We start from the raw sequence: 11929 nt of genomic DNA on the forward strand, positions 1-11929 counted from the left end.
GAAAATTTGTTTGAGTGATTAATCGCTTTCAGGAGCGGTAATGGACAGCAATATTTTTTTCGCGGCTCGACAATAAACCCTCCAAGCATGCAGCGCTGGATGATTAACCCTAGGTGCATTTGCGCGGATTTTCACGGGGCTTGCAGAAATACGCCAAGTGGCGCGGGATCAATCCTGGCCTGCATCGTAGAAGGTGGCGTTATCAATGCCATTCAGGGGTGAGGCTCATTGAGCCGCTGTGCATCTTCTTTTTTTCCGCAGGTACAGTCCACAAGCTTTTATCACGGTCGTCATATATTGATTCTATCCCGCTCCGATCTAACAGCATTAAGCGTGCGCAACGCCCGTGACTTGTGCGAACTGAAACGCCTCGATGCCCGGGTCCGCGGATACCTGAGTTCAGCTTCATCCCGGTGGTCAGCGATGAACAGGCAGCATAGGCCCCCGATGGTGGAGTCGATCAAAGACTCGCTACAGGGCGCAGGCGCAGAGCTCGGTGCCGCTGCACAGCAGTGTGAGTCCTGCTTGAACTTGATTGGCGGATTCAGCTGGGGATATAGGGAGGAGGGGGGTACAGCGGATAGGGGCAGGCAGGGGTAGATCGTCAGGCACAAAAAAACCGGCTCGGGGGCCGGTTTCTCTGTGCTGCAAGTCCTGTAAGAGACTCGCAGTTGCTGCTGTTTGGTGCCCGAGGGAGACTCGTGTGTTCTATATAAACTAAGGCTTTCAGGCTGATTCTGGAGCTCGGGATACAAGCAGGGATACACGCTGCTTTCTGTTGGGGCATCTTCTTAATCGGGTGCTGCTACGATCAAAGCTCGCGGAGGCTATCAAAAAAGGGAAACCATGCGCACAGATTTCGAAGCTGACCTGCTGACGTTCGTAGTATCCGAACTGAAAAAACTGAATGTCGTAGCTCCCAACAGAGATGTGACCGCCTGTGCGTTGCTTCTTTTCAAGCTCCAAAGAAGATGTCCAATTGCAACGCCACGACGGACAGAGTGCGCAGCGTCTTTCTCTGTCCCTGCTGATCTAAAAAGCGGCTTCGATGGGCTTTGCCTTGCAATCCATCAAGGTCAGGCTCTGTTTCCGTATTTGAGCAGATCCACGTTCAGCATAGATAAAGCTGATGGGCTTCTTGATGACTGGGGGATTCTGCATTTTCATCTCGGCACTGAGCGCTTACCCAATGGACTTATCAAGGGTACTAAGACGGTAGTATTCGGTTTGGTACAGACAGACTGCATTTACTTTCTCGAAGCTCTTCCCCACGGTCCCGGTCATGGTGATGTCTGGGTTCGTGAGAAGCTTATCCACACCATCGAGAAGAATTGGCCGTCTTTGCTACCTTCGAATTCTCGATCCTTTACCCCGGATAACCTGACGGCTGAGGAGCGAGCGAACTGCAGGAAAAAATCCGTAAACGTCACCGTGACGAAGCTTTCTGGTGAAGTGATCTTTCCCCCAGGCGGTGGTGTCATGTGCAATGGCACTGCCATCAATGATTTCATGCAGCTGCAAAGGATCTACGCCCAGTTCGATTGGGCTCGTAAGACGTGTGAATTAAACGAGCAATCAATACGTGATGCGTTAGAGGTCGGCGATAAAGACTTCCGTTTGCATATTGGGTTTGCTGACAGGCAGCTGTATCTGTACGAAGGCAGCACGGGCGTCCGCATTGAGTTCGCCGGACTGGCATAGCCATATTTTCTACCGTCCTTCAGCTAGCCGATCCCCAAAACCTGCCGGGGCCCCTGAGAGATTCCTTACAGCACGGGGCAGGAAACCCGCGGGATTTTTTTAGCAGTAGGGCACCTAGTTTATTGAAATTTTAATCGTTGAAATTGAAAAGGTATTGAAGAAAATAGGAGGGGGTGCTTGGCCCGCAGCAGGGCATTGGATGTGTTGCTGATAGTGAACACCTAGGTGAGTCAACTGGGTCAACCGGTCAAGTGTGGTCAACAAACTTTGGAACCCAGCCACTAACGATTTCGTGCGGGTTTCCTGCCCCGTGTCTCATCGAAATACCCAGGGTCCCCAGCGGCTCTTGAGCCATAGTGCAAATGCACTGGTGAACCAGCAGTTCACCCGGTTCACCTGTTCACTAAGCTGTGCACTTTTCCTCTAATACAATCGCGCGGGTTTCCTGCCCCGTACCTAGCAATAAGTCCCAGGGGCCCCCAGTGCTTTTGACGCGTTGGGAAGTGCCCCTGCTACTATCGCTGAAGGCTCTACCAATGGTGGGGCTAGGGGATGTTCTCTAAAAAGCTATGTTACGAGTGTTACAGGTGTTACGAATAATAGTAAGTATATGATTTTAAAGGTTTTATTTGGTTGTTACGCTGTTCTGAGTAGCACTCTTAAGAAAGTGTTACAAGAGTTGCGGGTGTTACACGTGACGTCCTCTAGGAGTGGTCGCTATCGACCCAACCGTGACGTTAGCCTGAGGCAGCAGTCGGCCAGTAGCTGCCGGTCACGAAGGGCCGTAATCGACCAGAAGCGGCCTAACCTACGTGACTCGCCCCCCTCTCACTGCTTTTAAGGTCAGTCACCTTTTTTGTGTTTATGTACTTCCAGATCAGGATGTTTGGGTTTGTTTTCTTCAGTAACACGACGGCGCTGGTCCTTTTTGCCGGTGGATTCAGCGATCGGTTTGGGGCCGGGTTTAATACTCATGTGTTCAACTCCTTCGATTGATAACGGGTCTGTAAGTAAAGCCGTAAGCATGGACAGTGAAGCTACGGGGCGACCAACTCGGAAAGCTTGGCCGCGATATCTGCAAACGTATCTTCAGCAGTGCTCAGGCCGCTTCTCGAACCGAGTAGAGGACTGACTTCGCGCAGCGATTCGTATGTTGTGTCGTGAATGATGGGAACCAGCAGATCCCTTGCGAGGAGCGCGGAAAGCTCTTTGTCGGCGATGCCTTCGGCTGCTAGGCGGCGCAGCAAAGCAGGGGTGACCAGCACAATTCCTACTCGAGACTTCGCCAATCCCTTATCAATTTCACGCAGTAACGAAGAGCCTAGAAGGACATCTTTCTCGCTGAACCAAACGGAAACACCGAGCGATTCGAGTACATCATGCAGCTCCTTCGCGGATCCTTTCCGGTCGTCCCAGGCGTGACAAAGAAAGACGTCACGTAGATCAGGTACTGTTGCACGCCTCTCGACATTTTCGCGTACCGGTGTGAGCGTTCGTACCTCGGCGGAGGTGTAGGCCACAGAGGATCCGGGTTTCGACCAGCGCGGCTTTGCGCTGCTGGATGAACCGCCGCTACTGCGACCACCCCCGCCATGAGACGGGGAAGAATAGGATGGTGCGTAGGACGAGGATGAATACGATCGCGATCCGTATCCGCTATATCCGCTGCCACATGCGGGACACGCTGCTCTTGCGCTTGCCGAACGATGACCATGTACCGGTGCTGTACATCTAGACATGTCGTAAACCTTCCGTTTGTAACTGCTCGCCCAAGAGATGATTAAGCAGCGGCTGTACCGAGCCATCAGCTTTTGAAAACACCGCAGCCCATCCTTATTGGCTCGAAATCACCTGCGCTTCAGATCGTGATTCCAATATGCTGGCACAAACGATAGCCCATAGCGCGAATTCCGCTAGCAGGCGTAGCGTGAATGTTCGCTCGCGGCTTCCGTTACAAATGCCGCCATGGTCTAGAGCTATCTATCATAGCGGGTAGCTCTCGACCCAGGTTTCAGGTCCCTGACGTTCAACGGCCCAGCCATCGATGCCGTTGTTCAATCGACGAACGTCGCCTATGGGGCGGATACTGCCTTTCTGCGACAGGCAGCAATCAGCTAATAGCAGCCATTCGTTACCGGCAGCATTCGGCCTAAAGTGAACGTGTAGCTGGAGGAGCCGATTTCAAACACTCAGATTGTCCGGTCTATTTTTTTTTCACAATGCGACAGCAAACTCTTCGACATTGTCGTTTCCAAACAGGTTGTTTATCGCTTCGAGGGCGGTTCCCGGCTTGGTTTGCGTAGCAAGCACTGCGAGCCGAGACATGGGGCGGGATATGGAGAAATAGAAGAGGTTGCGGGCACGATAAAAACCCTTCGTATTCTTGCTATTCAGTGCTTTTGTTTTAACAAGCTCTAGTAGCTACTAGCTGTCGCGCAGTGTCGTGCCATGTGGGGGGGGAATTTAAGTACAAGAAGGTCTACCGGGTACTCCCTAGACTCGACATGGGAGCACATGATTATATTGTCGATGCTTGCTGGTGATTGCTGATGTGCGCCTGAGCGAAACCTTTGACTTGGTAACGCCCAGGTGTTCATGCTTCTTGCGGGGAGCTACAGAAGCCCCGCCTGGTCATGTTGGTCGAAGAACTTGCGAATGATTCCAGTAAGTCTGGAATGCGGCTCAGCTCTCACAATCCTTTTGCATGCCAGAACGAACCGATCACCGACATCCCCGAAGTCGTTGAACGCTGCCTTGTGATGCACAAACTGCATGCTTTGAGAGAACACTCCTTCCAGGTCGCGACCGTTGGCTTTGCGGATTTCAGCTTCGTATTCCTTAGGAGTGATGGATCGAAGCAGATGCTCCTCAGCGCTCCCCCAACCTTTAGTCAAACGAATGTGAGCGCATGCCTCAACTAGGGTTGTGGTGTCAGATTGGCGCGCATAAGCGGCATCCAACACAGCCTGCACCTCCGGGCGTATTGGTCTAATGGATAACCACTGTGAACGTTCCACTCCGTCAGGGTAAGCAGTTTCCAATGCTGCCGACCAGGCGGCCAAAAACTGCTGCCCCAGCTTCCCGTCGCCTGTAAGCTCCTCCGCCAGATCCATCAAGTAGCTTAGCGTCGGTGCCTCAATGAACTCTGCTCCCGGAAGAAGGCTGCGTAGCTCATCGACCAGTTGAGCCTCTGTTAGCTCCGGGTGCCAATGGTAGTGCTGAAAGAACTGCGAAACGCTTTTCCCCGTGCTCAAAACTCTGCCGTCGAGCCGGTAACGCTCAATCATTTCCTGAACTGCCTTCGTATCCATCAGACCCGTCCGAAGAACTTCAACGATCATTTTCTCAAACTCACCGCAGCTGTGAATCTTCAGTTCGCTCAGGAGCGAGTCCCACTGCCCGTGTTGGGCATCTTCTTCGCTTTGGTTGTTATCGTTTTGCCGTGCCCGGATGGCTCTGAAAGTCGCGGAAACAGTCCCGTTGTAATCAAGCACGTACTCGAACGTAGGGCCATCCGTCAGCGATTTGAAATGGACGGCGCTCAGCAGGACGGTGGAAGGGATGACTTTCGCTATGACCTCTGGTGAAAGGGCTCCGTGACCTTCGAGCAGGCGATTGGCGACGCGGATGATTTTGCATAGGATGCGGATGTTGGTGATGCCGCAAGTGACCGTGGCCTTTTCCAGTACTTCCGCCCAGTCAGTCTTGATGATTTCTTTGGCAATCCCAAACGCTTCCGCAGGAGTGGTATTCAGCCGGAGTTCCTGGTCTATCACCTTTTCTCGGAACTGCTCCCAGACTCCCTTATCCGTCAGCTTGTCATCGTTGAGCACGAGGAGCACCCTGCACTTGTAAACTTGGACGCACTCGTCAATGAAGCCGAGAATCTCATCAATGTGCAGCTTGTCGTGCTTGCGCTCAATGTCATCTATAACAAGGAATTTGCCCTTGAGAAGGGTGGGGAGAACAACGAGGGGCAGGTCGTCCAGCGCATTAAAGCCTTTGTGCAATCCCTGAGCTACTTTTTTGAGACCTGTGAGTGCGCCAGCAATCTGGGCTGCGACACCGTCATCTTCAAGTCTGGGCAGCAACGCTTGGGCAACCTTGGTCTTGAGATCGGCGACTGAGCTCACCCCAAAAAGTGATACTGCAGCTGCTTTTTTGATCGCTTCATCCGTCGATGTATCTCGAACCTGCTGCCAGAGGTGCGTCTTGCCGGTGCCCCATTTTCCTGAAAGGGCGATGACACGGTTATCCTCAGAAGCCAGGGTCAGCAGTAAGTTTTGCTTGCAGCGCTCGATGGTCATCTCTGCTCCGAATGGTCACATTACATCCTTGCGCAGAAATGTGGTGGCGGGCTGCAAAAAATCAAGGGTTTCGAGATAAAAATATTGTTATAGACCGGGTTGTTCGCTGACTAAGGAAAGTTATGAATAGGCAAGAATTGATTGTAACTTCGCGCAGCAAAGGAATATTTAGCTTTCCAAGCTGGAAAAAAGAAGGTGATGGGCTGTTGATAGCGGCAATGGCGCTGAGGCAGCAATGGCTTTCAAACAAAGAAGAAGTATTGCGGATAATTACAGATCAAAGTCCAAGATCTTCTGAGGTGTTTATCAAAGATGCCGCTCTTGCTCGATCATCGATGCTGCTGCTTGGTGAATCGCCCCTAGTTTCGTAGACACCTCCAAGCCTTAAAATGAGGCCCATTAGGAGGTGCCATGAGCAACCAGCGTTATCCCGAAGAATTCAAAATCCAGGCGGTCAAACAAGTGACCGAAAAGAAGCTTCCTGTCTCGGAGGTGGCTGCACGATTGGGTGTGTCCGTGCACAGCCTCTATGCCTGGGTTAAGCGCTACACCAAGCCCCAGGAACAGCGCGTTGAGGAGGATGATCAGAGCGCTGAGGTTCGTCGTCTACGGGCCGAGCTGAAACGGGTGACGGAGGAGCGAGACATCTTAAAAAAGGCCGCCGCGTACTTTGCCAAGGAGTGCGGCTGAAGTACGCCTTTATTAAGCAGCAAGCGGGTCATTACGCGATTCGACGGCTTTGCCTGACGCTCAAGGTTCATCCCAGCGGCTACTACGCGTGGCTATCAGAACCAAAATCTGCGCGAGCCAAGGACGATCAGCGACTGCTTGGACTGATCAAACACTCCTGGTTGGAAAGCGGTGGTGTTTATGGCTATCGCAAGATCCATGATGACCTGCGAGAGGTTGGTGAGAGCTGTGGCCGTCACCGGGTAGCTAGGTTGATGCGCCTTGAAGGTTTACGTTCTCAGACTGGGTATCGACGGAGGCCGGGAAAATATGGCGGTAAACCAGCCGTTGCCTCACCGAACTTACTGAAGCGCCAATTCGATGTCAGAGAACCCAACAAAGTCTGGGTCACAGACATTACCTACATCCGAACATATGAAGGCTGGCTGTATTTGGCCGTGGTGCTCGATCTGTTTTCACGCCAGATCATTGGTTGGTCAATGAAGTCGCAGATGACCAGCGACGTAGCCATTGATGCACTGCTGATGGCGGTTTGGAGACGTAAGCCGAAGCAAGAGGTGATGATCCACTCGGATCAAGGCAGTCAGTACAGCAGCTCAGACTGGCGAAGCTTCTTGAAAGCTAACAACCTGGTAGCCAGCATGAGTCGTCGAGGTAACTGCCACGACAACGCTGTGGCGGAGAGCTTTTTCCAGCTGCTAAAGCGGGAGCGGATCAAGCGTAAAATCTACACTACACGCCAGGATGCTCGGGATGATGTGTTCGATTACATCGAGATGTTTTACAACCCAAAACGACGCCACAGTTTCAACAATCAGCTGTCACCGGTAGAGTTTGAAAAGCGTTACGCAGCGAGCCTGGAGAGTGTCTAGGAAACCTGGGGCGATTCAGGCAGCCCTGGCCTCGCTCTCATCTGTCCCAGGAACCGTATTTACGATGTAGCAGCGTTGTGGCCCTAGCCCCGGAAGGCGGACGAGGCTAGACGCCTTTCCATCGCTTCCAGGTTCGAGCACTCCACGACGCAGCAGCTCCTTGTTCACGGCATTGATGTTCATGCCTTTGAATACTTCGGAGCGCCACGCCTCGGGCAGCACGTAGTAAGTGTTGGTGGTATGCAGCTCGTCGCCCAGGCCATGCTCCAATGATTTGCGAAAGCCCAGCCGGTCGATGGTGCGCGGCCCGTGCTCGTCGATCTTTGCTGCTGCGGACTCCCAGCGAGTGAATCGGCTTTCACCAAAGCGCTCGATGACTTGGCGCAATCGAGCCAAGATGGCGTCACCTTCATAGTTACCGGCGCCGCCACGTTCATTCAGCCATGCGTTGAGGCAGACACGGGCTGCCGTGGTCGCGGTGCCATCTGGCCAGCCGGTGATGCCCATTGCGGTAGCCAGCTCACCAGCTGCCGCCGCAAGGCCAAAGCGCAGCGCAGCACGATGGGCTTGACCGCTTGCTGAGGCGGGCAGGGACTTGGCAATAAAACCTTCAAGTGTGCGGCGCAGGATGATTGACCAACCGTGCATTTTTCCGGGCTCGCAGAGCGCCGATAGAAAGGCAGTGAGCGGTGTGCCGTAGTACTTGGATACTCGGGCTTTGAGTGCGTCAGAAAGGGCGGCGGCGTCCTCGAAACCATTCAATACGTCGAACATGCCGAGCCCTTTACTGGCGTCTGCAGGCACAGCAAGCATGCGTACCTCCATGCCTGCTTTGAGCTCTTTGTTGGCCTCGGCCATGTGTTGCGCCAAGGTTTTCTCGCCGGTGGAGAGAAACAGCAAACGCCACTCTTGAACCTGTCGGCCCGCTTGGCCACGATCGTTAGCGCGTGCTTTGCCGGTGCCGTTGCCGAGCATGTACACGGTTTCGCCAATGATGCGGGGGGCGCACATGCCGATTTCGTCGAGTACCAGGAGGCCGTCCGAGTGCGCGGCAGCAATGGATTCCAGTGCGTTATCGGTCGAGCGCCATGACCGCACCAAGCATGTGCAGCAGCGGGCCAGCAAAGGCGACGCTGGCCACAAATGCCAAGCGATGATCCCCGGATCATTCTCCGTAAGTCCTTGGCCGATTGACCGGCCAAAGATCTGATTGACCCAGGTGCGGCATTTTTCGGCGACGTTGTGGGCGTCACGGACCTCAATGCTGGCCTGCAGGTCGGCGCATTCGGTGCGGGTGATGTCGTCGAGAGGTTTTCGCCAAGTGCCGGGGGTATGTCTTTGTCGAGGTAGGTGCGGATCTTGTTGAGGGGGGAGGGTGCCAGGCCTTTTTCTTCTATCCGAAAATTCGGTATTTCTCTAAGGAAACAAGTGGGGATACTGGGATGCAGGGATACAGCGGGGAGGGCAGGCAGGGGTAGATCGTCAGGCACAAAAAAACCGGCTCGGGGGCCGGTTTCTCTGTGCTGCAAGTCCTGTAAGAGACTTGCAGTTGCTGCTGTTTGGTGCCCCGAGGGAGACTCGAACTCCCACTTCTTGCGAAAACGGATTTTGAATCCGCCGCGTCTACCAATTCCGCCATCAGGGCTCAATGGCGGCGAAGTATAGAGATGAGGTTTAGGTCGGTCAACAACTTATTGGTCTATTTTTACTAAGTCCGTTAAACTTCCCGGCCCTGCTAGACGAAACCTATCATGCGCGTTGCTGACTTTACTTTCGAGCTCCCTGATTCACTCATCGCACGCCATCCTTTGGCGGAGCGCCGCAACAGTCGCCTGCTGACCCTGGATGGGGAGAGCGGGGCACTGGCACATCGTCAATTCACTGATTTGCTTGAGCATTTACGCCCGGGCGATCTGATGGTGTTTAACAATACCCGGGTAATTCCTGCTCGCTTGTTCGGCCAGAAGGCCTCGGGCGGCAAGCTGGAAATTCTGGTTGAACGGGTGCTCGACAGTCATCGGGTACTGGCGCATGTGCGCTCCAGCAAGTCGCCGAAACCAGGGTCGAAAATCCTGATTGATGGCGGCGGCGAAGCCGAGATGCTGGCGCGCCACGATGCGTTGTTCGAGCTGGGTTTTGCCGAGGAGGTTTTGCCTCTGCTGGACCGCGTCGGGCATATGCCGTTGCCACCTTATATCGACCGTCCGGATGAAGGTTCGGACCGCGAGCGCTATCAGACGGTGTACGCCGAGCGCCTCGGTGCGGTCGCGGCACCGACGGCGGGGCTGCACTTCGATGAGCCGTTGATGCAGGCGATTGCCGCCAAGGGCGTCGAGACTGCGTTCGTGACCCTGCACGTAGGTGCCGGTACGTTCCAGCCGGTGCGGGTCGAGCGTCTTGAAGATCACCATATGCACACTGAATGGCTGGAAGTCGGCCAGGATGTGGTGGATGCCGTGGCGGCGTGCCGTGCACGGGGCGGGCGGGTGATTGCGGTGGGTACGACCAGCGTCCGTTCGCTGGAGAGTGCTGCCCGCGATGGCGTGCTCAAGCCGTTCAGTGGCGATACCGATATCTTTATCTTCCCGGGCCGGCCGTTCCATGTGGTCGATGCCCTGGTGACCAATTTCCATTTGCCTGAATCCACGCTGCTGATGCTGGTTTCGGCGTTCGCCGGTTATCCCGAAACCATGGCGGCCTATAAGGCTGCGGTTGAGCATGGGTACCGCTTCTTTAGTTACGGTGATGCAATGTTCATCACCCGCAATCCTGCGCCGACGGCTCCTGCCCCGGCCCCTGAGGATCAAGCATGAGCAACTGTCGTATGTCTTTCGAGCTGCTTGCCACTGATGGCAAGGCTCGTCGCGGTCGTCTGACCTTTCCCCGCGGTGTGGTCGAGACCCCGGCCTTCATGCCGGTCGGTACCTACGGCACGGTCAAGGGGATGCTGCCGCGCGATATCGTCGATACCGGCGCGCAGATGATTCTGGGCAACACCTTTCACCTGTGGTTGCGTCCTGGCACTGAAGTGATCAAGAAGCACGGCGACCTGCACGATTTCATGAAGTGGCAAGGTCCGATCCTGACCGATTCGGGTGGTTTCCAGGTGTTCAGCCTGGGCGCCATGCGCAAGATCAAGGAAGAGGGCGTGACCTTTGCTTCGCCGGTTGATGGTGCCAAGGTGTTCATGGGGCCGGAAGAGTCGATGCAGGTCCAGCGCGATCTGGGCTCCGACGTGGTGATGATTTTTGACGAGTGCACGCCGTACCCGGCCGATGAAGACGTGGCGCGTGTTTCCATGGAGCTGTCGTTGCGCTGGGCCCAGCGTTCCAAGATTGCCCATGGTGACAACACGGCGGCCTTGTTCGGCATCGTTCAGGGCGGCATGCACCAGAACCTGCGCGAGCGTTCGCTCGAAGGCCTGAACAAGATCGGTTTTGATGGCCTGGCCATCGGCGGTCTGTCGGTGGGCGAGCCCAAGCACGAAATGATCAAGGTGCTGGATTACCTGCCCGGGATGATGCCTGCTGACAAACCTCGTTACCTTATGGGAGTTGGCAAGCCGGAAGATCTGGTTGAGGGTGTGCGCCGCGGTGTGGACATGTTCGATTGCGTGATGCCAACCCGCAATGCCCGCAACGGGCATCTGTTTATTGATACCGGTGTAATCAAGATCCGTAACGCGTTTCATCGCCATGATGATTCGCCGCTGGATCCGACCTGTGACTGCTATACGTGCCAGAACTTCTCCCGCGCTTATCTGCATCATCTGGACAAGTGCGGCGAAATGCTGGGGAGCATGCTCAATACCATCCATAATTTGCGGCACTATCAGGTGCTCATGGCTGGTTTGCGCGAGTCTATTCAACAGGGTACATTGGCCACCTTTGTCGACGCCTTCTATGCCAAGCGCGGGCTGCCTGTGCCGCCCTTGGACTGAGTTTCGGACCTTTAAGAAACAACATTGCAACTGGAGTGCTTAATGAGCTTTTTCATCTCTTCCGCTTTCGCGGACGCTGCTGCACCTGCCGCTGCTGGCCCTATGGGTGGCGGTTTTGAATGGATTTTCCTGGTCGGCTTCCTGGTCATCTTCTATCTGATGATCTGGCGTCCACAGGCCAAGCGCGCCAAAGAGCAGAAAGCCCTGTTGGGTAACCTGCAAAAAGGTGACGAGATCGTAACTACTGGCGGTATCGCCGGCAAAATCGTCAAAGTTTCCGATGCGTTCGTTGTGATTGAAGTGTCGGACACTGTTGAACTGAAAATTCAGAAAGGCTCTGTTGCAGCCACGTTGCCTAAAGGCACGCTGAAAGCGATCTAAAGTTTCAACTTTTAACAATCGACGGGGCGCGCAAGGCG

Annotated in this window: 9 protein-coding genes, 1 tRNA gene and 2 pseudogenes; 6 read left to right on the forward strand and 6 right to left on the reverse strand. The window is 54.5% G+C overall.

Annotated features, from left to right (window positions below):
* Positions 1-846 precede the first annotated feature (846 nt).
* Positions 847-1701: a hypothetical protein gene (locus tag JQ848_RS04350; protein ID WP_202210300.1), complete on the forward strand. Its 855-nt coding sequence runs from the start codon at positions 847-849 to the stop codon at positions 1699-1701.
* Between the two features lie 843 nt (positions 1702-2544).
* On the opposite strand, the gene JQ848_RS22820 is transcribed toward JQ848_RS04350, so the two are convergent.
* The 3 genes from JQ848_RS22820 to JQ848_RS04360 form a co-directional block, all read right to left on the reverse strand.
* A complete protein-coding gene (locus JQ848_RS22820; protein ID WP_017337405.1) occupies positions 2545-2676 on the reverse strand; it encodes a hypothetical protein in 132 nt (43 codons plus the stop codon).
* Between the two features lie 62 nt (positions 2677-2738).
* Positions 2739-3221, reverse strand: a complete 483-nt coding sequence (locus JQ848_RS04355) for a toll/interleukin-1 receptor domain-containing protein (RefSeq protein ID WP_235972406.1) — start codon at positions 3219-3221, stop codon at positions 2739-2741.
* A 1092-nt stretch (positions 3222-4313) separates the two neighbouring features.
* A complete protein-coding gene (locus tag JQ848_RS04360) occupies positions 4314-6008 on the reverse strand; it encodes a P-loop NTPase fold protein (RefSeq protein WP_202210301.1) in 1695 nt (564 codons plus the stop codon).
* Positions 6009-6130: 122 nt separating this feature from the next.
* Here JQ848_RS04360 and JQ848_RS04365 point away from each other — a divergent pair, with 122 nt between their 5' ends.
* Both JQ848_RS04365 and JQ848_RS04370 read left to right on the forward strand, forming a co-directional pair.
* Positions 6131-6379: a hypothetical protein gene (locus JQ848_RS04365; RefSeq protein WP_202210302.1), complete on the forward strand. Its 249-nt coding sequence runs from the start codon at positions 6131-6133 to the stop codon at positions 6377-6379.
* Positions 6380-6419: 40 nt separating this feature from the next.
* A protein-coding gene (locus JQ848_RS04370) for an IS3 family transposase (RefSeq protein ID WP_088500423.1) occupies positions 6420-7570 on the forward strand; the annotation gives its coding sequence in 2 pieces (ribosomal slippage) (positions 6420-6654 and positions 6654-7570; 1152 coding nt in all).
* A gap of 15 nt (positions 7571-7585) precedes the next feature.
* Here JQ848_RS04370 and JQ848_RS04375 read toward each other — a convergent pair.
* The 3 genes and pseudogenes from JQ848_RS04375 to JQ848_RS04380 form a co-directional block, all read right to left on the reverse strand.
* Positions 7586-8732 (reverse strand): annotated as a pseudogene (locus JQ848_RS04375) (DUF927 domain-containing protein); the annotation flags it as partial.
* Positions 8729-8964 (reverse strand): annotated as a pseudogene (locus JQ848_RS23060) (phage integrase central domain-containing protein); the annotation flags it as partial. The pseudogenes JQ848_RS23060 and JQ848_RS04375, both read right to left, overlap by 4 nt.
* Positions 8965-9130: 166 nt before the next feature.
* Positions 9131-9215 (reverse strand) — tRNA-Leu (locus JQ848_RS04380).
* Positions 9216-9321: 106 nt separating this feature from the next.
* Between JQ848_RS04380 and queA the strand changes: the two genes are divergently transcribed.
* The 3 genes from queA to yajC are packed head-to-tail and all read left to right on the forward strand — an operon-like array spanning position 9322 to position 11891.
* The gene (gene queA / locus JQ848_RS04385) at positions 9322-10383 is read left to right on the forward strand and encodes a tRNA preQ1(34) S-adenosylmethionine ribosyltransferase-isomerase QueA (RefSeq protein ID WP_003443400.1); all 1062 of its coding nucleotides are present in this window, start codon (positions 9322-9324) and stop codon (positions 10381-10383) included.
* 11 nt (positions 10384-10394) lie between these two features.
* Positions 10395-11510, forward strand: a complete 1116-nt coding sequence (tgt, locus tag JQ848_RS04390) for a tRNA guanosine(34) transglycosylase Tgt (RefSeq protein ID WP_003443399.1) — start codon at positions 10395-10397, stop codon at positions 11508-11510.
* A gap of 42 nt (positions 11511-11552) precedes the next feature.
* Positions 11553-11891 carry a preprotein translocase subunit YajC gene (yajC, locus tag JQ848_RS04395; RefSeq protein WP_003443398.1) on the forward strand — a complete coding sequence of 113 codons (339 nt, stop codon included), beginning with the start codon at positions 11553-11555 and terminating at the stop codon, positions 11889-11891.
* The last annotated feature ends 38 nt before the right edge of the window (positions 11892-11929 follow it).

The organism is Pseudomonas paraversuta (assembly GCF_904067025.1).
GTDB classification, from domain to species: Bacteria; Pseudomonadota; Gammaproteobacteria; order Pseudomonadales; family Pseudomonadaceae; genus Aquipseudomonas; species Aquipseudomonas paraversuta.

What these genes read in the sequence shown, in the direction of transcription:
- JQ848_RS04350 (WP_202210300.1), top strand. Translation starts at nt 847, where the DNA reads ATGCGCACAGATTTCGAAGCTGACCTGCTGACGTTCGTAGTATCCGAA.
- JQ848_RS22820 (WP_017337405.1), bottom strand. Translation starts at nt 2,676, where the DNA reads ATGAGTATTAAACCCGGCCCCAAACCGATCGCTGAATCCACCGGCAAA.
- JQ848_RS04360 (WP_202210301.1), bottom strand. Translation starts at nt 6,008, where the DNA reads ATGACCATCGAGCGCTGCAAGCAAAACTTACTGCTGACCCTGGCTTCT.
- JQ848_RS04365 (WP_202210302.1), top strand. Translation starts at nt 6,131, where the DNA reads ATGAATAGGCAAGAATTGATTGTAACTTCGCGCAGCAAAGGAATATTT.
- queA (WP_003443400.1), top strand. Translation starts at nt 9,322, where the DNA reads ATGCGCGTTGCTGACTTTACTTTCGAGCTCCCTGATTCACTCATCGCA.
- tgt (WP_003443399.1), top strand. Translation starts at nt 10,395, where the DNA reads ATGTCTTTCGAGCTGCTTGCCACTGATGGCAAGGCTCGTCGCGGTCGT.
- yajC (WP_003443398.1), top strand. Translation starts at nt 11,553, where the DNA reads ATGAGCTTTTTCATCTCTTCCGCTTTCGCGGACGCTGCTGCACCTGCC.